The 19,919-nt window shown below is 76.9% G+C and carries 13 protein-coding genes; 12 read left to right on the plus strand and 1 reads right to left on the minus strand.

From position 1 onward, the window contains the following. Positions 1–302 precede the first annotated feature (302 nt). A complete protein-coding gene (locus tag ABZY91_RS15350; protein WP_355402654.1) occupies positions 303–1,523 on the plus strand; it encodes a glycosyltransferase in 1,221 nt (406 codons plus the stop codon). A 388-nt stretch (positions 1,524–1,911) separates the two neighbouring features. On the opposite strand, the gene ABZY91_RS15355 is transcribed toward ABZY91_RS15350, so the two are convergent. Beyond that, on the minus strand, positions 1,912–2,727 hold the full coding sequence (locus ABZY91_RS15355; RefSeq protein ID WP_329876985.1) for an alpha/beta fold hydrolase: 816 nt from the start codon (positions 2,725–2,727) through the stop codon (positions 1,912–1,914). Between the two features lie 1,099 nt (positions 2,728–3,826). On the opposite strand from ABZY91_RS15355, the gene ABZY91_RS15360 reads away from it, so the two are divergent. Genes ABZY91_RS15360 through ABZY91_RS15410 form a run of 11 tightly spaced genes read left to right on the plus strand, consistent with a single transcriptional unit; the run spans position 3,827 to position 19,918 of the window. Beyond that, positions 3,827–7,510, plus strand: coding sequence for a CHAT domain-containing protein (locus tag ABZY91_RS15360; RefSeq protein ID WP_355402656.1), 3,684 nt, complete (start codon positions 3,827–3,829; stop codon positions 7,508–7,510). Continuing rightward, on the plus strand, positions 7,507–8,322 hold the full coding sequence (locus ABZY91_RS15365; RefSeq protein ID WP_355402658.1) for a hypothetical protein: 816 nt from the start codon (positions 7,507–7,509) through the stop codon (positions 8,320–8,322). Before ABZY91_RS15360 ends, ABZY91_RS15365 begins: the two co-directional genes overlap by 4 nt. After that, positions 8,322–9,146, plus strand: coding sequence for an RES family NAD+ phosphorylase (locus ABZY91_RS15370; protein ID WP_355402660.1), 825 nt, complete (start codon positions 8,322–8,324; stop codon positions 9,144–9,146). Before ABZY91_RS15365 ends, ABZY91_RS15370 begins: the two co-directional genes overlap by 1 nt. Next, positions 9,143–9,928: a VWA domain-containing protein gene (locus ABZY91_RS15375; protein WP_355402662.1), complete on the plus strand. Its 786-nt coding sequence runs from the start codon at positions 9,143–9,145 to the stop codon at positions 9,926–9,928. The genes ABZY91_RS15370 and ABZY91_RS15375 overlap by 4 nt, the downstream gene beginning before the upstream one ends. Next, on the plus strand, positions 9,925–10,905 hold the full coding sequence (locus ABZY91_RS15380) for a protein phosphatase 2C domain-containing protein (RefSeq protein ID WP_355402664.1): 981 nt from the start codon (positions 9,925–9,927) through the stop codon (positions 10,903–10,905). Before ABZY91_RS15375 ends, ABZY91_RS15380 begins: the two co-directional genes overlap by 4 nt. Continuing rightward, on the plus strand, positions 10,896–12,005 hold the full coding sequence (locus ABZY91_RS15385; protein WP_355402666.1) for a hypothetical protein: 1,110 nt from the start codon (positions 10,896–10,898) through the stop codon (positions 12,003–12,005). Before ABZY91_RS15380 ends, ABZY91_RS15385 begins: the two co-directional genes overlap by 10 nt. Beyond that, positions 12,002–12,820, plus strand: a complete 819-nt coding sequence (locus ABZY91_RS15390; protein ID WP_355402668.1) for a 4Fe-4S single cluster domain-containing protein — start codon at positions 12,002–12,004, stop codon at positions 12,818–12,820. The genes ABZY91_RS15385 and ABZY91_RS15390 overlap by 4 nt, the downstream gene beginning before the upstream one ends. Beyond that, positions 12,817–14,463 carry a hypothetical protein gene (locus ABZY91_RS15395; RefSeq protein WP_355402670.1) on the plus strand — a complete coding sequence of 549 codons (1,647 nt, stop codon included), beginning with the start codon at positions 12,817–12,819 and terminating at the stop codon, positions 14,461–14,463. The genes ABZY91_RS15390 and ABZY91_RS15395 overlap by 4 nt, the downstream gene beginning before the upstream one ends. Then, the gene (locus ABZY91_RS15400) at positions 14,460–16,559 is read left to right on the plus strand and encodes an AAA family ATPase (protein ID WP_355402672.1); all 2,100 of its coding nucleotides are present in this window, start codon (positions 14,460–14,462) and stop codon (positions 16,557–16,559) included. Before ABZY91_RS15395 ends, ABZY91_RS15400 begins: the two co-directional genes overlap by 4 nt. Then, the gene (locus ABZY91_RS15405) at positions 16,559–18,736 is read left to right on the plus strand and encodes an Hsp70 family protein (RefSeq protein WP_355402674.1); all 2,178 of its coding nucleotides are present in this window, start codon (positions 16,559–16,561) and stop codon (positions 18,734–18,736) included. Before ABZY91_RS15400 ends, ABZY91_RS15405 begins: the two co-directional genes overlap by 1 nt. After that, entirely contained in the window at positions 18,737–19,918 is a 1,182-nt protein-coding gene (locus ABZY91_RS15410) for a hypothetical protein (protein WP_355402676.1), read from the plus strand. The last annotated feature ends 1 nt before the right edge of the window (position 19,919 follow it).

The raw sequence follows: 19,919 nt of genomic DNA on the forward strand, positions 1-19,919 counted from the left end.
CAGGTTCACGCCGGCCTCCGCCCAAGGGCGCACCACCGCACCGCGGACGGTGGTCCTCCTCCGCCCCGCCGGAGAACCACCGTCCGCAGCGGAATTCGGCGGAACGGCGGAATCAGCAGAGTCGGCAGCGTCGACGGAAGGCCGAATTCGGGGCGAAGAAAAGGGCAAGGGGAGAAATCCGCTCCTTGCCACTCCCAACCTACAGCCCATCAGGGGGCTTGCGGCAAGGCCCCCGTACCGGCCCACAATCTCCGATCGAAGCCGGAACTGCGACTCCGGACCTGCGAGAACCGGAGACGGAAATGCGCGCGCTGTTGTCTGCCTACGATTCACGCGGGGGCGTCGAGCCGCTGGTGGCCCTCGCGGTACGCCTGCGGGAGTTCGGTGCGGAGGTCACGGTGTGCGCACCGCCGGACGAGGAGTTCGCGAAACGGCTGGCCGGGGTCGGCGTCGAGCTGGTGCCGACCGGCAGGTCGGTGCGGGAGCTGGTGACCGGGCGGACGCCGCCCTCGCCGGGCGGTGTGCCCCGGCGCGCCGCCGAGATGGTCGCCGCGTTCCACGCGAACGTCACCGCGGCGGCCGCCGGGGGGTGCGACGTCCTGGTGGCGACCGGCCTCGTCCCGGCCGTGGCCGGGGTGAAGTCGGTGGCCGAGAAGCTGGGCATCCGCTACGTGTACGCGAGTTACCAGCCGGTGAGCCTGCCCTCCCCGCACCACCCGCCGATCCCCCGGCCGGGCCGGCCGCTCCCGCCGGACGTGACCGACAACCGGGTGCTGTGGGACCGGGACGCCCGGGACGCGCAGGAGGTGTTCGGCGAGGCGATCAACTCCCACCGGGTCTCGGTCGGCCTGCCGCCGGTGGACGACGTCCGTGACCACGTCTTCACCGACCGGCCCTGGCTGGCCACGGACCCGGTGCTGGCGCCCTGGGAGCAGCCGGCGGACCTCGACGTGGTGCAGACCAGCGCGTGGGTCCTGCCGGACCTGCGCCCGCTGCCCGCCGACCTGGCGGCGTTCCTGGACGCCGGGGCTCCGCCGGTCTACGTGGGCTTCGGCAGCATCCCCCTGCCCGACCCGGCGGGCGTCGCCCGGGCGTGCGTCGAGGCGGTCCGTGCGCAGGGCCGCCGGGCCGTCCTCTCCCGTGGCTGGGCCGACCTGGCCCTGGTCGACGACCGGGACGACTGCTTCGTCGTGGGCGAGGTCAACCACCAGGCGCTGTTCCGCCGGTCGGCGGCCGTCGTGCACCACGGCGGCGCGGGCACCACGACGACGGCCACCTGGTCCGGCGCGCCCCAGGTCGTGGTGCCCCAGGGGGCGGACCAGCCGTACTTCGCGAGCCGGGTGACCGGCCTGGGCATCGGCGCCACCCACGACGGCCCGACCCCGACCGCCGCCTCGCTGTCCGCCGCGCTGGCGATCGCGCTGGCCCCGGAGACCCGCGAGCGGGCGACCGCCGTCGCCGGCGCCTTCCGCACCGACGGGGCGGCGGTGGCCGCGGGGCTCCTGCTCGACACGGCCGGCTGAGGACGACCGGCGGCGGGGGCCGGGTCGGCGGGGCACCCGGGGAGCAGCGCAACCGGGGCCACGTCGGGTTCCGCGCCGGCGACGGCCGGGTCGTGCACGCCTGGGACGCGGTCAGGGTCGAGGACCACCTGGCCGTCGACGAGGTGGCCGTCCCGCCCGGCCGGGAGCCGCCCTCCTGCCTGGGCCGGGTCCCGGTGCAGCGCGTCTTCGAGGGCCACCGGTCGCGGGACCGGACCCCCGAGGGCGGCCCGGAGACGGCGGCGGTCCGCGCGCAGAACACCCGGTTCGGCACCCCGCAGCAGTCGGCGACCGAGGCCCTCCCGCTCCCCGTCGTCCGACGGACGGGGCGTGGGAGGGCCTCGGCGAGACGTGCGCGGCCCGGCCGGCCTCAGCCGGCGCCCGGGCCCGCGTCGCCCGGCCCGGCCGCGGCGGCCCGGGAGCCGGGGGTGCGGAAGGCGGCGATCTCCTCGGTCAGGGCCCCGGTCACCGCGCCCGGCCGGGTGGCCAGGTAGAAGTGGCCCCCGGGGAAGCTCCGGAGCCGGAACCCCCCGTCGGTGAGCTCGGACCAGCGCTCCGCCTCCGCCCGGGTCACCTGGGGGTCGGCGTCCCCGGTGAACACGGTGACCGGGCAGCGCAGCGCCGGTCCGGCCTGGTGGGCGTAGGTCTCGACGGCCGTGTAGTCGGCCCGCAGGCTCGGCAGGATCATCCGCTGGATGTCCTCGTCCTGGAGCAGCGCGGAGTCGGTGCCGTTCAGCCGCTGGATCTCGGCGAGGATGCCCGCGTCGTCGCGCAGGTGCACGGTCTCCTCGCGCGCGGTCGTCGGGGAGCGGCGGCCCGAGGCGACCAGGCCCAGCAGCCGGACGGAGGACTCCTTCTCCAGGCGCCGGGCCGTCTCGTACGCGAGGACGGCGCCCATGCTGTGCCCGAAGAACACCACCGGGCGCTCGGTCCGGGGGCTCAGTACCTCGCAGATGCCCTCGACGAGTCCGCCGATGCTGTCGAGGCACGGTTCGGACCTGCGGTCCTGCCGGCCGGGGTACTGCAGGGACAGCACCTCGACGTCCGGGGAGAGCGCGGCGGACAGCGGCTGGAAGTAGCTTGCGGAGCCGCCGGCGTGCGGGAACGCGACCAGGGTGAGGCCGGCCCCGGGGGCCGGGTGGTACTGCCTGAGCCAGAGTCGGCTCAGCTCCAGGAGGTCGGGCATGCGGTGGGTCCGTTTCTCGTGGTTCGGGTCGTACCCGGGGGACGGGGCGGGATCACGCTCCGGGCAGTCTGTCGGTAGAGCATCAGGTCCGTAAAGCAGATCATCTGGTGTCGGACGGTCAGGCCCGGCCGTATGGCGGACCCGGTCCCGGTCGGCGGCCGACAGCAGGACCCGGGCCGGCCCGCCCTCGCGGACCACCACGCCACCGGCGCTCGACGTCGGGACGCCGAGCGCCGCGCCACCTTCCCCCGGGCAGGGCCAGGTCCGCCGGGTCGACGGCGCCGCCCGACTCGCCGAAGAGCCGGGGACTCCGGGCCGGCGGGTACTGGGTGTCGGAGACGAGCAGCGCCTCGGCCTGCCGCCGGGCCTCCTCGACCGGCACGGCACCCTGCCGGTGACCGACGAGGATCCCCCGGAAGCGCTCCAGTTCCTCGCTGGTCTCCGCCGGCTGCTCCGCCTCGCCCGGCAGCGGATCCCCGCCCGCCCCGGCCGGCCGTTCGGCCCGGCCCGACTCCCCGGGCCGGTCACCGGATGCGACCGGTTCCCCGGGCCCGGCCGGCAGGACGTCCGGGAGGAGCCGTGCGGCTGCGTGCCGGAGCAGGACCTCCGTCCGCAGCAGCCCCGGGACGTCCGCGTCGGGCCCGGCCGTCCTCCCCGGCCCGGCCGCCCGGACGGTCCGAACGGTCCGAACGGTCCGAACGGCCCGGTCCAGGGTGAATCGTCAGCCTTTCGGAACCGCCCGGTCACCCTGCTGTGCCCACCCGTACCGCCACCGGCGATCCGCCGAGAAGCCCTGCCCGGGCGGGGAGCCGCCGCCGGACGGCGCCCCGCGCGCGGTCCCACGCACGGCCGCCGCCCCGCCGACGGAAGGCCGCCGGCCCCCGCGCCGGCCCCTGCGACAGGGCGCCCGACGGTGCGAAACCGCCGGTCCGGACCCGGCTGCGGGCGGAAGGCGGTTGATTGCCGGTCGAGATCCGGTCGCCGGTCCCGGGCAGGGTTCATCCGGTTCCCCGGCAGGCCATGATGTGGACGCCACGAGGCGCACGGATGACGGAGTCGGATCATGACGCTTGGTCAGAATGACCCTCCAGGAGACGAGTTGACGAGTACCGGCGGTCTCGCCGGGGTCCGGTCCTGGGCTCTGGACGCGACGGGGCGGGCCGAGGCCCTGCTGCTGCCCGACCCGTCCGGGCCGCCCCGGCTGCGGCTGGACGACCCGGTGGCCCACGACCGGCTGATCGACGAACTCGACCGGCTGGAGGGGCTGCTGGCACCGGACGAGCCGACCGGGCCGGTCCTGGCGGCACGGCTCGGCGGGCTGCTCGCGCAACGTCACCTGCGCGGGGGCGGGGCACCCGCCGACCGCCCCCACGCGCTGCGGCTGCTGCGCGAGGCACGGGCCCACCAGGTGCCGCTCACCGGCTGGGAGGCCCACCGGGCCGCGCTGTACCTCGTCATGCTGGTGATCCCCCACCCGGCCAGCCGGCCCGACGGCGGCACGGGACACTTCTCCGCCCTGATCGGCTGGCAACGGGACAACCCCGGAGCCTTCGACCCGCGCGGGCCGGAGGTCACCGAGCTGCGGGGACTCCTGGACGACCTGCGCGACGTCCGGCTGATGCCTGAGCTGCGCGCGCAGTTGGACACCATGACCACGGTCCTCGGGCTGGCCCAGGGCGACACCGCCGACTTCGCCGCCGGTGTCGGGCCGCTGGTGGAGTCGCTGCCGGCGGACTTCCCCGGCCTCCAGCAGCTGCGCATGCTGATGAGTCTCATCCCGACCGTCCCGGCCCCGACCGCACCGACCCCGGCCGGACCGCTCGCCGAACCGACGCCCTCGGCCCCGGCGCCCGTTGCCCCGCCGCCCGCCGAGCCGTCACGGCCCCGGGTGCCGATCGACACGGAGGCCGAACGCGAGGAGTTCGACCGGACCATGGCGATGGCGCTCGCCATGGTGGAGATGTCGATGCCGGGTTCCCTCGCACCGGAGCAGCTCACCGAGCTGGCGCAGCAGCTCCGGCCCGGCCGCGCCCACGGCACCGGCGACCCCGCGGACGCGGCGCAGGACGCGCTGGCCTACGCCATGACCGTCCTGGTCCCCGCCCTGCAGCAGCGGGACCAGGGCCTGCTCTCCGACGCCCTCGGCTCGCTGCAACGGGCCGCCGACGGCCTGCCGCCCGGCAGCGACTGGCACCAGCTGCTCGGCGCCATCGGCCCCGCCGTCCTGTCCGCCTCGCAGTACCTCGGCGGGAACCTGGTCGACGCCGAGGCGGCGGAGCGGCAGCTCACCGAGGTGCTGGGGCGACTCGGCGATCTGCCGCTCTCGTTCACGGCCCAGGTACGGGCCCTCGCGGCGGGCCAGCGGAGCCACCGGTTCCAGCGCGCCGAGGACCGGGCGGGCGTCGCGTCCTGCATCGAGGAGCTCCGCGCCGTGCGGGAGGGCCTGTCCGGGGAGGACGGCGCGCTGGGAATCACGTTGCTGATGCTCGGATCGTCCTACCAGGACCTCTGGACGCTGACCCGCGACACGGAGACCCTGCGGACCGGAGCGCAGCTCATGGAGGAGGGCGCGCGCCTCCTGGACACCGGGCCGGGCAACGGCGGCCTGCTGGAGCCGCTGCGGGTCAACCTCTCGGCGATCCGCGCCGTGGTCGACGGCGACCCCGGGCTCATCCGCACCCACCCGGGGCCGGAGTCGTCCGAGCATCCGCCCAGTCTGCTCAACGGTCGCGGACGGCGGCTGCCGCTCGACGCGTTCGTCAGCCACCTCCAGGCCGAACTCACCCGCTCCCGCGCCGACCAGGACCGTGCCGTCGAGGAGCTGGCGGCGGCCTGCCGCGACGCGGCGGACGGCGGCACCTGGCAGCACGCCGACCTCCTCTGGGCCCTGGCCGAGGCCCATCGCCGGCGCGGCGACGCCGGGGCGGGCGATCAGGCGTCCGCGGCGCAGGCCATGGTGGAGTCCTTCGAGGTCCTGACCGCCGACGTGCTGCTGGAGGTCGGCGCCGAGCACCGGCTGATGAAGGCCCGGGACGGGGCCTCGCGTGCCCTGGACGCGGCCTGGTGGGCCGGCTCCCAGGGGCAGGTCGAACGGGCGGTGACCATGCTGGAACTCGGCCGGTCGATGGTGCTGCAGGCGGCCGCCGCCTCGGCCGAGGTGCCCGAACTGCTGGCGGCGCGCGGCCACCGCGAGCTGGCGGACGCCTGGCGGCAGGCCGGGTCGGCGCAGGACGGCGGCGCGGCGCAGCCGGTCCCGAGCCTGTTGCGGCGGCGGGCCCTGGACGCGCTCCGGGGCGGGCCGGGGTTGTTCGAGCCGCCGACCCCGGCGGAGCTGTCCGCCGGACTGCGGCCGGGCGAGACCGACGCCCTGGTGTACCTGCTGCCGGGCGCGGAGGGGACGCCCGGCATGGCGGTCATCCTGGGGCCGGACCTCGAACCCGGGGTGCTCGCCCTGCCGCAGCTCGCCCTGGCCGGCCGCGCGCCGCTGGAGTCCTTCCTCGACGTGTCCGCGGAGCGCTCGCGGCTGCGCCGTGCGGCCGCCCGGGCCGCCGAGACCGGCGCGACCGGCGCGGCGGACGCCGCCGCCCGGGCGCTCGACGCGCCCTGGGAGAAGGCCCTGACGGACCTGTGCGACTGGGCCTGGCCGGCCGTCGTCGGCCCGGTCCTCCTCGGCATCGCCGAGCGCCTGGAGGCCAACCCCGGCCGCCACCGGGGCCGCCCCGGGCCGCCCCGGTTCGTGCTGATCCCCTGCGGCAACCTCGGCGCCGTGCCCTGGCACGCCGCCAGGCTGCCCGAGGACTCCCGGCACCGCTACGCGTGCGAGATCATGGTGCTGTCGTACGCGGCCTCGGGCCGGGAGTTCCTGCGGGCGGCGGCCCGCGAACGGATCGCCCCCGGCGCCCGTCCGGTGCTGGTGGCCGACCCCCGGATGGACCTGACCCGGGCCGAGCTGGAGGTCCTCTCACTCCGCGACGGCTACTACCCGGATGCCGAACTCTACGGCGAGTACTACCAGTTGGACGGCGATCCGGCGGGCCTCGGGACCCCGGAGGACGTGCTCGCGCTGCTCCCCGGCGCGGGCGCTCCCCGGCCACTCTCGCTGCTGCACATCGCCTCGCACGGTTCGGCGGGCGTCCGCCCGACGGTGTCCGCGCTCAACCTCGCCCCACCCGACCCGGCGCAGCCACGCTCCCTCTCCACGCCGCCGTCCGACCCGTCCGGCCTGTCCGACCCGTCCACGAACGGGCCGACCGACGCCCCCGACGCCGGGATGCTCACCGTGACCAGGCTGCTGGACCGGCCGGCCGCGACCGGCGCCGTCCGGGCCGGCCCGCTGGTGGTGCTGAGCGCCTGTGAGACGGACCTCTCCACCCGCGACCACGACGAGGCGCTGACCCTCGCCACGGCCTTCCTGGCGGCCGGCGCGAAGGACGTCGTCGGTTCGCGGTGGACCACCCGGGACGGCGCGTCCGCGCTGATGATGGCGGTCTTCCACCACCACGTGGCGGTCACCGGACTCAGCCCGGCCGACGCGCTGCGCGCGGCCCAGCTCTGGATGCTGGACCCGCGCCGCGAGCCGCCCGAGAGCCTCGGCGGGGAGCTGCGCCGTGAAGCCGCGCATCCCCACCTCGACCGGCTGCCGCTCTGGGCGGCCTTCATCCACCAGGGCCACCCGGGGGCCGCGGACCCGCCGCCGAACGCGACGGACGCACCCGACCCGACCGGCACGACCGGCACGACCGGCACGACCGGCACGACGACGGAACCGGAGGGGACGGAATGAACCCGGAGGAGCTGCTGGCGCTGATCCGCCGGCACTGGGCCGCGATACGGGCCGACCTGGACGACACCCAACACGGCGTGCTGGTGGCCCGGTTGAACAAGCTCGCCGGAACGCAGGGTGAAGAGCGGGCCATCAGGAGGGCCTTCCACGGGGTCAAGCTCGCGCTGCTGCCGCTCCCGCTGGACCACCCGGTGCGCGCGGCGCTGGACTCCTCCCGGCTGGTCGCCGCCGATCCCCGGCCCACCGCCTCGCTGGCCCGGGAGCTGCTGGCCTGGCTGGCGGAGACCGACGCCGCGTCCGCGTTCACGGAGTCCGCCCTCGGTCTCCCCTCACCCGGCCCCGGCTCCGGCTCCGGCCCCGGCCGTGATCACGGTCCCGTCCACGGAACCCCTCCGCACGCCGCTCCGCACGCTGCTCCGGACACCGCCGAGATCATCGCCACGGCGCAGCGCCGCCTGCTCGCCGAGCCCTCGCTCGGCCGCGCCGACCTGGACGCGCGCGGCCTGGACGCGCCCGCACTGGCCGGTGCCGGTCTGATCATCCGCCTGGTCGACCAGGCGGGCGAACACCGCTACCCCGCCTTCCAGTTCGCCGGACCTGCCCCCGGCGCGGAGCCCGGCACCGGCCACGGCCCGCTGCCGGTCGTCACGCGGATCAACCGGCTGCTGCTCGCCGAGGCGGACCCCTGGGGAGCTGCCGACTGGTGGCTCGCCGGCAACAGCTGGCTGGGCGGCACACCGGCCGCCCTGCTCGGACTGGTCTCGGACGAGCTGCTCACCGCGGCCGCCCTGTCCATGGTGGAGGGGGACTGATGCCCGCGTACCCCCCGCCCCGGGAGTCCGACGGCTTCCGGATGCGCCCGAACCTGCGGACCCTGCCGGCCGGCACCGAGCTCTGGCGCTGCCACCGGACGGGGCGTCCCGGTGCCGGGTTCAACCCGGTGCCGGCCGACTCCCACTTCGGCGGCAGCCGCTTCGACGGCACCGTGGCCGACCCCTACTCCTTCCTGTACGCCGCGCCCGAGCCGGCCACCGCGCTGGCCGAGGTGCTGCTGCGCGCGATGCCCTTCGACGCGGACACCGGGATGCGGCTGGTCCCCTACCGGGCCGTCGCACAGCGCTCGCTGACCGCGCTGCACACCACCGCCGACCTGTGCCTCGTCGAACTGATCACCGAGGAGGACCTCGCCGCCGTCTGCCAGGACTCCTGGCTCCTGGAGACCGAGGGCCCCGGGTACGCCCAGACGCGGCGCTGGGCCACGGAGCTGCGGTCGCGGGTGCCGGAGGCCCAGGGGCTGGTCTGGCAGTCCCGGCGGCACCGGCCCCGGCAGGCCCTGGTGCTGTTCGGCGACCGCTGCGGCGAGGAGTCGCTGAAGGGCGGCTCCGGGGTTACCCGTGAACTGGACACCACGGACGGGGTGACGGAGGTGAACCGGCTGTTCGCCCCGCTGCGGGCCGCGGTCGTACCGCCCCGGCCGCGCACCGGGGGCCACGTCGACGCCGCCGGCCTCCACCGCGCCGTCAACGCCGTCGACGCCGTCACCACCGCGAACGGCGGCGGCCCGAACGGCGGCGCGGCCAGCGCCCGCGGTGCCTCGCGCGGCCCCGGGGCGGCGGAGGCGGTGGGCGCGCCATGACGACGGCCACCGGGGCGACGGGCACCCGGATCGGGTTCGGGAGCGGCTGGGACGAACGTCAGCCGGTCATCGTCCTGCTGGACACCTCCGCCTCCATGAACCGCCCCGCGCACGACCCGCCGATCGCGAGCCTCAACCGGGCCCTCACCCGTGGTTTCGACGCCGTCCGGGACCGGGACCGCCTGCGGTCCCGGGTGGAGGTCTGCCTGGTCGCGTTCGACTCGCGGGTGCGGGTCTTCGACATCGCGGCGGGTGCCTTCCGCCCGCCGGAGGAGGCCGACCGCGAGGCGCTGTTCAGCCCGCTGGACGGGCTGCGTCCGCCCGAGCTGACGGCCGGGGGCTACACCTGCATGGTTCCCGCCCTGCGGTTCGCCCTCGACCTGGCCCGCCGGCGCCGGCGCGACCTCTCGGCCCGGCAGGTGCCGGTGGTCCGGCCGCTGATCTGGCTGCTCACCGACGGCGCACCGAGCGACGAGGCCGGGGCGAGGCTGGGCGCGGCGGAGATCGCGGCCACCGCCGAACAGCTGCGGCAGGCGGAGCACGACGACGAGTGCGTGCTCTTCGTGATCGGGGTGCGGGGGGCCGACCGGGAGGTGCTGGAGGCCCTCGCACCGCAGGCGACCCACCTGCTGGAGGACCTGGACTTCGGCCGGATCCTGGACATCGTGTTCCAGAGCTCGGACCGCACCGGCCACCTCAGGGCCACGGAGATCTCCGACCGGCTCAGGACGCACGCCGAGAACGCCCGCACCCTCGACAGCCTGGAAGGGGACCACCGGTGACCGCCGCGGCCCGGCGGGCGGCAGCCGGCGGCGGCGCGCCGATCGTGGCGGGCGCCGTGGTGCAGGGCACCGGGCACCTGGCGAGCGGACGCGGCTGCCAGGACGCGTTCAAGGCGGCGGCCGGGCACGGCGGCGGCGGGCCCGCGACGACGGGGGGCCGGCCGCTCGTGCTGGCCGTCGCGGACGGCGCGGGCAGCCGCGACCGCAGCGCGCTCGGGGCGCACCTCGCGGTGGACGCGGCCTGCCGGCTGCTCGCGACCGACGTCCCGCCCGCCGACGGGGGCGCGGCGGTCTGGCGGGGCTGGATCGGCGAGCGCTCGGTGGCCGTGGTGGACGCGTACCTGCGGGCGGTGCGGGCCGTCCTCGCCGCCGACCACCCGGACCCCGCGGACGACGCGGACGACGCGGACGACACGGGCATGGTGGGTGCCGCGGGCACGGTGGACTCAGCGCAGGCGGACGAGGGTGCGCTGGCCGCGACCCTGGTGGCGGCCGTGCTCCGGCCCCCGTGGGTGGCCTTCCTCGCCCTCGGCGACTGCTTCGCCACCGTACTCACCCGCACCCGGCCCGGCGACGACAACGACGGCCACGGCGGCGACGGCGACGAAGGCAGCCACGGCGAACGCTGCCGTCTGGTGCTGCCGCCGCGTACCCCGGCGGTCTTCCTCTCCACGCCCGGGGCGCGCGCGAGCGTCACCACCCTCGTCCTGCGGGAGCCCGACCTCAGCGGCGTCGTCCTGGCCACGGACGGCTGCGCGCCGCTCGCCCTGGACCATCCCTCGGTGCTCGGCCTCCCCGACGACCACGGCCCGCTCGCCGCACCGGACTTCTTCGGCCCGCTGGCCGCCCTGCTGCGCGCCAACGGCGGCGACGCCGAGCCGCTGCGAGCCCTGCTCTCCGGCCCGGCGGCGGCCCGCAGCGGCGACGACCTGACGGTGCTCTGCGCCCTGTGTCCGGACGGTGCCCGATGGCTCTGAAGGTGATGGCCGACGACGGCCGGCAGTGGTCGCTGACCGAACGGATCGGCCAGGGCGGCGAGGGCGTGGTCTACGCCGTGGACGACTCCCCCGCGCTGGTCGCCAAACTGGTGCCGCGCCCGCCCGACCCCTCCGCGTACCGGGACCGGATCGAGCGGCTGGTACGGCGGCGGCGCGAGCCCCGCACCGTCCGGCTGCTCGCCGGCGCCGGCGGCGGGGTGGCCTGGCCCCGGGTCCCGGTCACCACGGTGCGCGGCGGGGTGCACGGCTATCTGATGGGCGATCTGCGCGGCCGGTACCGGCCGATGGAGGACCTGCTGTCGGAGTCCGGCCGTCGGACCCGGCTGCCGGGCTCCACCTGGGAGACCGCCCTGCGGGCGGCGGCCGGACTGGCGGCGCTGCTGGCCGCCGTGCACGCGGAGGAGTACCTCGTCGGCGACCTCAAGCCGGACAACCTCTGGGTGGACGGGCACGGCGCGGTCGGGATGGCGGACGTCGACTCCTGGCAGTTCACGGACGGCGGGCGGGTGTTCGCCTGCCGGATGCGCACGGCCGGGTACACGGCGCCGGAGGAGGTGGCGGCCCCGGTGACCGCCCCGACCCGGGCGGGCGACGACTTCGTCCTGGCCGTCGTCGTGCACCAGTTGCTGATGGCCGGACTGCACCCGTTCGCCGGGCACCCCGGGCGGGGCGAACGGTACGTCTCGCTGGACGACAACCTGGCGCACGGACGCTGCCGGCTGACGGACCACCGGTCCGTCGCGTTGCGGGGGCCGCTGCCCCCGGCCGACCTGCTGCCCGGCCGGATCGCCGCGCTCCTGCGCGCCGCCTTCGGCCCCGCCGGGCGGGGCAGCCCCGGCAGCCGTCCGGCGGCGGCGGTCTGGGCCGCGGCCCTGGGCGCGGAGCTGGCGGACGGCAGGCTGCGCGGCTGCGCCGGGAACAGCCGCCACGTGTTCACGGTGGAGCGGCCGTGGTGTCCGTGGTGCGACCTGGCACGGCGCGGCGGCGAGGCGTACCCGGGCGCACCCGCCGGGGCGGCGCCGGACCGGCGGGCGTCCCGGGCGGCCAGGGCGGCGGACACCACGGGGAGGACCACATGACCGGGGCGGACCTGCGGCTGTCGGTGGCGCGCACCCTCGACCGGTGCTCCGTTCTGGGGCCGGGCCGCCGGGCGGTGCTGTGGGTGCAGGGCTGCCCGCTGCGCTGCCGGGGCTGCGTCGCGGCGGAGACGCTGCCGTTCACCGACGGGCCGGGCCTACCGGTGGCCGAACTGGTCGACCGGATGGCCGGGTTGGCCGGGATCGAGGGAATCACGATCTCCGGCGGCGAGCCGTTCGCCCAGGCCGCGGCGCTGGTCGCGCTCCTCGACGGGCTGCGGGCGGAGCGGCCTGAGCTGTCCGCGATGGCGTACTCCGGCTTCCGCATCGAGACCCTGCGACGCGGCACCCCGGCGCAGCGGGACCTGCTGGACCGGCTCGACCTGCTCGTCGACGGCCCGTACGTGGCGTCGCTCCACGCGGACCTGCGCTGGCGGGGGTCGTCCAACCAGCGTCTGCACCGGCTGTCGCCGCGCTACGCGGACCTGCCGGCGGATCCCGACACCGGTGCCGGGATCGAGTTCTCCGTCGGGCTCGACGGGTCGCTCTCCTGGGCCGGGGTGCCGGCGGTGCCGGGCTTCCGCGAGGAGCTGGAGCGGCGCGTGGAGGCCCGGGGCTTCGCCCTGCGCACCACGGCGGACCCACCGGACCGACCGGAACCACCGGACCGGCACGGCCGCCCGGACCCGCACGCCCCGGGCCCGCACCGGCCGGACCCGCACGACCCGGGCCCGCACCGGCCGGGGCGGCCGGTCGGGGCCCCGAGCACCGAGGTCCCCCGGCACGGGGGCCGGCACACCGAAGGAGGGGGACAGTGAGCGGATCACCGATGTACAGCAGCGTCTCGGTCGGCGCCTCGCGGCTCGCCGCCGAGGCCGCGCAGCGGCGGCGGCAGGCCGAACGGCGCCGCCGGCTGGAGCAGGAGCGGGCCCGCGAGCGGGCGCGGCGCGCGGCGGCCAGGGCCAGGAGCCACGCCGAGGCGGAACGCCGCGCCGCCGCCAGGGCCAGGGCCCGTGCCGAGGCCGAGCGCCGCGAGCGGGAGCGCGTGGCGCAGGCCCTGGCGGAGGCCGAGCGCCGGACCGACGAGCGGCGACGGCTCCAGGAGGCCGAGCGGGCCGGGCAGGTGACGGCCGCACTGCGCGAGCAGGGGACGGCGGCGGCCCGCGGCCTGGACGAGGTGGCGGCCCTGCTGGACGCGGCGCGGTCGGCGGCCGACCCCCGCACCGTGAGCGAGCTGACCGGCCGGCTGGCCGACCTGCGGTCGCGCGCACTGCACCACCCGGACGCCGCGCTCGGTGCGGAGGTCGAGGAGCTGCGCGGCCGGGCCGTCGCGCTGCGACCGGCCAGCCAGGACCACGGCCGGCCCGCCGAGGCCGGCCACGAGTACCAGCTCGGCGCGCTGGAACGGCAGTTCACCATGCTCGCGGCGAACGGCGCGGACGTCGACGCGGCCGGCCGGCGCCGGTGCGCCGAGCTGCTGCACGACCTGCGCCGCGCCCTGATGGACGGTCAGACCCTGCGGGTGGAGGCGCTGATGGGCACGGCCGAGCACGAACTGGCCCGCCACGCGCTCGCCGTGCAGACCGCGCGGACCGCCGCCCTCGCCGAGGCCGCGAGCCGACAGGCGGACGAGCGGCACCGCAGGGCACAGGAACTCGCCGCCGAACGGCGGCGGGAGGCACAGCGGCGGGCCGCCGAACTGCAGCGCGAGGCGAAGGAGCAGACCGCCCGGCGGATCCGGGTGGAGGCCGAACGGCAGGCGGCGAGACTCGCCGCCGAGCTGGCGGAGGCGGTCGACCGGCTCGCCGTCGTCGAGCAGACCGCACGCGACGCCGCGCGGGACGCCGCCGACTTCGGGGAGACCGAGCTGCAGGGCAGGCTCCTCGCCGCCGTGCACCGGGTGGCCGGCGCGATCGACTCCTCGTGGGGCGGGGCCGCGCTGACCGCCGTCGCGGAGCTGGAGCGGCTGCTGCCCGAGGCGGAGGCCCGGCTGGACGAACTGCTGCTGGCGTTCGAGCGGCGCGCCGCGCTGGCAGGGGTGCTGAAGGAGGCGATGGCCGGCGAGGGGCTGGCGTTCTCCGGCGGTGGCGACCTGGGGCAGGAGTTCGTGCTGATCTTCGAGCGGCCGAACGGCGCCCGGTACGAGACGAGCGTCAGCAGCGCCACCGACGGCACCGCCGTGCTCAGCTACACGGTGGAGGGCGAGTCGGACGTCGTCGTGGTGCCCGAGCGCGGCGAGGTGACCTGCGACCGGACCGAGGCGCTGCTGGACCGGGTGCACGAGGCGATGGGCGCGGAGGGCTACCACCCGGGCGAGCTGGACTGGGACGGCAAGCCGCCGCGCGGCGGCGTCGCGCGGCCGGGCGGCGGTGCGTCGGCCCGCCCCTTCGGCACCAACCACAGCTCGCACCGCGGCACCGCGCGCAACGGGGCGAACGGCACCACGGGCGGCACCGCGTGAACGCCCGCGAGGAGGCCGGGGCCGACCGGACCGGCAGCCGGAGCGTGGCCCGGGAGGAGGCGCCGCTCTGGGCGGCCGCGCTGCGCTGGGAGCTCTGGCGCGGCCGTCAGGTGATCCTCACCGGGCAGGTCAGGGACCGCTGGTGGTGGCGGGGCAGGCCGGTCCCGTTCCGCACCGTACTGGCCCACGCCCTGCACGGCTGCGGCGCCGACACGGTGGCCTGGTGGGACCCGGTGGGTGGCCTCGCCTTCCCGCTCGACGGCGATCAGGAGCGTTACGCCGCACTGGACCAGCGGCCGTCCGAGAGGACGTCCGCCGCACGGCCCGTCACAGGGGAGCGGGCCGCGCACCCCGTCCCGGAGGCCACCCGGCCTCCGGGACGGGCCCCCGGGGGCGCCGACGACCCGGCGCGGGTCCCGGCCCCGGGCGGGGACCTCGCCAAGGAGAACCCGACCCGGCGCGGCGGGCTCCGCCAGGTGGCCTCGGACGAACTGTTCACCGCCCGGCCGGCCCGCCGGCTGGCCTCGGTGGACGACGCACTGGCCGAGGCCCACCGCCGGGCGGCCTCCCCCCGGGCTGCCACCGCCTTCGTGTTCGAGGACATCGACCTCGCCCTGCCGCTGAACGAGGCCTCGTCCGTCCAGGGCTACCTGCACCTGCGCGCCGCCATGGCGGACGCCGCCACCCCGCTGCCCCCCGCCGTCGGCGGCGACGGCGCCGACCCGCACACGGACCGCGCCGGCGCCGAGGTGCCGCCGCGCGCCCGCAACGCCGTGGTCGCCGTCGTCGGTGACCTCTCCCGCGTGCCCGCCTGGCTGTACCGGGAGGACCCGCGCACGGTGGTCCTGCACATCGGTCCGCCCGACCAGGCGGAGCGCCGCCGCTGGTTCGCCATGATCGGCGGGGAGTTCAACGGCGGTGCGGACGCCGGCCCGGCGGAGTTCGAGGCGCTGGTCGGGGCCACCGACGGCATGGCGGGCTGGGAGCTGGACGCGCTCGCCAGGACCTCGCACATCCGCCGCGTCCCGGTCCACCAACCCGGCCGGCTGCTGGAACGCCACCGCATCAACCTCAACGTCGACCCCTGGAGCCAGATCGACCGCCGCACCGTCGCCGAGGCGGCCGGGGAACTCGGCGCCCGGGTGATCGGGCAGCGGACCGCCGTCGACGCGGTGGTGGGTGCCCTCCAGGCGGCCTACGTCGGCCTCGGCTTCGGCGGCTCGGGGGCGGCCCGGCCCCGTGGTTCGTTCTTCTTCGTCGGCCCGACCGGCGTCGGCAAGACCGAACTCGCCAAGTCGGTGGCCCAGCTGATCTTCGGTGACCCGAGCGCCTACGCGCGCTTCGACATGAGCGAGTACCAGCAGGAGCACGCGGCCGAGCGGCTGGCCGGCGCACCGCCCGGCTTCATCGGCTACGACCAGGGCGGCGAACTCACCCGGCGGGTACGGGAGCGGCCGTTCAGCGTGCTGCTCTTCGACGAGATCGAGAAGGCCCACCCGGCGGTGCTGGACAAGTTCCTGCAGATCCTGGAGGACGGCCGGCTCACGGACGGGCAGGGCCGGACGGCGTACTTCTCGCAGAGTCTGATCATCTTCACCTCCAACACCGGCGCGGGCGGGCTCCCGGCCCTGCTGGCCGAGCACGGCGGCGACCTGCCGTACGAGGTGCTCCACCGCCACTTCACCGCCGCGGTCGAGGAGAAGTTCCGGGCGATCGGCCGCCCCGAGATCTACGGCCGGCTCAAGCCCGGCGTGGTGGTCTTCGACATGCTGCGCACCGAGCACGTGGTCGGCATCGCGGACCGGCTGCTCGGCCAGCTCGCCGAATCGCTGCACGAACGCCACGGCGTGGAGCTGGTCCACGACCCGGAGAGCATCCGGCCCTGGATCACCGGACGGATGGCCGACCCCGAGCGGCAGGCCTACGGCGGGCGGCAGATCCGCAACGAGTTCGAGCCCGTACTGGGCGCCGTGGTCCGGCACGTCATCGGGCACGCGCCGCCGAGGGGGAGCCGGATCCGGCTGGGGATCGCCGAGGACGGCACGGTGTGCGTGACACCCGACGCCGTCAAGGGCGCGGACGGGGGGACGGGCTGATGCACGGCATCGACCTGGGCGACAGCTACGCCCGCATCGCCTGGCCGGGCCCCGACGGGGTCCCGGTGGTCACCGGCGCCACCGACGTCCCGGCCACCGTCGACGTCACCGGGCCGGACGGCCCCCGGCTCGTGAGGGCGGCCGGTGCCGGATCGGCCCGCGCCCCGCTCTTCGCGGCCACCCACGACCCCTTCGCCGCCGACCCGTTCGGCACCGACCCGTTCGCCACGGGCCCGCGGGGAGGTCCGGACGGCCCGCACCGCTCCGGGGCCTCGGGCGCCCTCCGGCCGGAGGCACTCACCGCCCTCGTCCTGTCCGCCCTCGCCCGGCGCAGCCGGGAGTGCGGCGGCGGCGAGCCGGCGGAGGTGGCGCTCGCGCTGCCCCCCGCCAGAGGCAGCGAACCGGCCCTGCGGCGGGCCGCCGAACACGCCGGGCTGCGGGTCGGCCGGGTGCTGCCGGAACCGGTGGCCACGGCCCTGCACTACGGCGCGGTCCGCGAGGGCGTCGGCCTCTCCGTCCTGGTGTACGACCAGGGCGCCACCGGCTCCGACCTGACACTGCTGGCCGTCGACGGCGACCGCACCGTCCGCGTCCTGGAGACGGTCTCGCACCCGCTCGGCGGCAACCACTGGGACGAGGCCGTCGCCGGGGAGCTGCTGCGCCGGCTCGGCTCCCCCGGCGGGCCGGTCGGGCCGCTGCTCCCGGTCGCCGAGCGGCTCCGGCTCGCGCTCGGCGAGGCGCCGGAAGCGTGGCAGCGGGTGCACTGGGAGGGCGCGGACCGCGAGGTCGCCCTCGACCGGGAGACCCTGGCCCGGCTGGTCGAACCGCTGCGCGAGGCGAGCGGCGCGGTGGTCGGGAGGCTGCTGGACACCGTCCAGGAGCGTGGCGGGGACGTCCCGGGCACCCTGCTGCTGGCCGGTGGTCTGAGCGCGACGCCGGGGGCGGCCGGGTGGTTCGAGGAGCGGTTCGGGCTCACCGTCCGTGCCCGGACGCCGGGGGCCGCGGTGGCGAGCGGGCTCGCGCTGACCGGGGAGTTCGGCCTGCTCCGGGTGTTCACCGGTGACCCGGCCGCCCGGCCGCGCCCCGGCGGCCACGACCCCGACCCCTACGACCGGAGCGGCGCGAACGACCGGAACGGCGGGTACGGCGGGGGGCCGGGGGAACCGGCGGCCCGGCCCGGGGTGGAGGACCCGTACCCGGGGAAGCCCGGCGCCGAGGAGGCCCCGGTCGGGGACGACCGGGCCGGCGCGCCCGGGGCACCGTCCGGGGTGCGGACCGCTCCGCCCCCGGACTACGGCTGTCCCGGCGCCGACCCCGCGTCCGGTCCGGACGAGCCGGTGCCGCAGCCCCGGACGTCCCGGACACCCGAGCCGGACAGGACGGACAGCCCGTACGACGCGGACGGCCCGTACGACGCGGACGGACCCGAGGAAGCGCCTCCGCCGCCCGGCCCCGTCCCCACCGCTCCGACCACTCCGACCACTCCGACCGCCGCCGAGACCGCCGAGACCGCTCCGACCGCCACCGGGGCCGCCGGGGCCACCGGCCGGGCCCTCCATCCCGTCCCGGTCGGCCGGCTGCGCGCCACCCGCCGGGACGACCACCTCCTGATCGTCTGGGCCTGGCCCCCCGACGGCCGTGAGGCCCGGGTGCGCTGGACACTGGACGTCCCCGACCCCGGCGGCCTCCCCCGGGCCGGGGACGTCCGCTGCGGACGCCGGTCCTACCAGCACGACGGCGGCCTCGACCTGCGGGTGGGGCGCGGCGCCGTCACCGTCACCGTGGAGGCGTTCACCCCCCACCCCGCCGACCCGCTCGCCGAGCCGTCGGCGCTGATCCTGCCCGCCCGGCCGCCGCTGGTCCGCTACGAGGCGGTGGTCAGGCGCGGTCTGCGCGGCCGGACCGCCCGGCTGACCTTCGTCACGGACACGGCCTGCGAACTGCCCGCCCTCCAGGTGGTGCACGGTCGCGGCCGGATCTGCCCCGCCGAGACCACCGACGGGACGGTGCTGCGCGAACTGCCCGCCCGCCGGCTGGACGCGCGGATCCCGTTCACCGTCGAACTGCCCTTCCCCGCCACCCGGGGCACCTCCTGGCTGGTCTGCCTGCCGCTCACCCGGGACGACCCGGCCGCCGAGCTGCGTCCGGCCTCCCTGCACCGACTGAAGGTGAGCTGAATGGCCGCCGGACTGGCCTGCCCCTACTGCTACGAGTCCTTCACCGCCCGCGAGATCTGGTTCCGGTGCAGCGGCCGGCCCGGCCGGACCGGCCGGCGCTGCGCCTTCGAGCGCGACCCGGTGCTCGCCGAACGAACCGGCCGGCGCGGCGACGTCGGCCCGGCCTTCCGGGCCGACGGGCGGAAGTCCTCCGCCGTCTGCCCGGGCTGTGAGGGCGACACGACCTACCGGATCTGCCCGGTCTGCCGCAGCACCCTGCCGGTCCAGTTCGGCGCGGTCGGCCACCGGCTGATCGCCATGGTCGGCGCCAAGGCCTCCGGCAAGACGGTCTACATGACGGTGCTGCTGCACGAACTGATGAACCGGGTCGGCGCCGGGCTCGGGACGGCACTGATGGCCTCGGACGACGCGACGATCCGCCGGTTCGGCAGCGACTACGAGGAGCAGCTGTACCGGCACGGCCGGCTGTTCCACGGGACGAGGACCGCCGCGGCCAACGACGGGCGGGTGGAACCGCTGGTGTTCCGGTTCAGCCGCAGCCGCGGACGGCTGTACCGGTCCCGGCCGCAGCACAGCGTGCTGTCCTTCTTCGACACCGCGGGCGAGGACTTCAACTCGCGGGAGAACGTCGAACTGAACACCCGCTACCTGGCCAGTGCCGACGGCGTCATCCTGGTCCTCGACCCGCTGCAGATGCCCGGAGCGCGCCCGCTCGCCCGGCCCGGCACCGTGTTGCCGGGGTCCGAGGGGGTCGACGAGCCGGTCAACGTGCTCAGCCGGGTGACGAACATGCTGATGGCCCGCCAGCAGGGCGCCTCCGGGCGGATCACCACCCCGCTCGCGGTGGTCTTCGCCAAGCTCGACGCCTTCTGGGACACCTTCGATCCCGGCAGCCCGCTGCGCAGCCACCCGCCGGCCGGGGACCGCTTCGACACGGCCGACAGCCTGGACGTCCACGAGGAGGTCCGCCGGCTGCTGAGGGAGTGGGAGGGCGTGCGGATCGACCAGGACCTGGAGAACCACTACCGGCGCTACCGCTACTTCGGGGTCTCCGCGCTGGGCGCCGGACCGACCCCGGACGCGCTGGTGGCGCCCACCGGCATCCAGCCCTACCGGGTCGCCGACCCGCTGCTGTGGCTGCTCAGCGAGTTCGGGGCCGTGCCCCGCCGGGGGCGGGGGTGAC

Source organism: Kitasatospora sp. NPDC002965 (assembly GCF_040611255.1).
Taxonomy (GTDB): Bacteria; Actinomycetota; Actinomycetes; order Streptomycetales; family Streptomycetaceae; genus Kitasatospora.

What these genes read in the sequence shown, in the direction of transcription:
- ABZY91_RS15410 (WP_355402676.1), top strand. Translation starts at nt 18,737, where the DNA reads ATGGCCGCCGGACTGGCCTGCCCCTACTGCTACGAGTCCTTCACCGCC.
- ABZY91_RS15355 (WP_329876985.1), bottom strand. Translation starts at nt 2,727, where the DNA reads ATGCCCGACCTCCTGGAGCTGAGCCGACTCTGGCTCAGGCAGTACCAC.
- ABZY91_RS15390 (WP_355402668.1), top strand. Translation starts at nt 12,002, where the DNA reads ATGACCGGGGCGGACCTGCGGCTGTCGGTGGCGCGCACCCTCGACCGG.
- ABZY91_RS15375 (WP_355402662.1), top strand. Translation starts at nt 9,143, where the DNA reads ATGACGACGGCCACCGGGGCGACGGGCACCCGGATCGGGTTCGGGAGC.
- ABZY91_RS15365 (WP_355402658.1), top strand. Translation starts at nt 7,507, where the DNA reads ATGAACCCGGAGGAGCTGCTGGCGCTGATCCGCCGGCACTGGGCCGCG.
- ABZY91_RS15405 (WP_355402674.1), top strand. Translation starts at nt 16,559, where the DNA reads ATGCACGGCATCGACCTGGGCGACAGCTACGCCCGCATCGCCTGGCCG.
- ABZY91_RS15385 (WP_355402666.1), top strand. Translation starts at nt 10,896, where the DNA reads ATGGCTCTGAAGGTGATGGCCGACGACGGCCGGCAGTGGTCGCTGACC.
- ABZY91_RS15350 (WP_355402654.1), top strand. Translation starts at nt 303, where the DNA reads ATGCGCGCGCTGTTGTCTGCCTACGATTCACGCGGGGGCGTCGAGCCG.
- ABZY91_RS15370 (WP_355402660.1), top strand. Translation starts at nt 8,322, where the DNA reads ATGCCCGCGTACCCCCCGCCCCGGGAGTCCGACGGCTTCCGGATGCGC.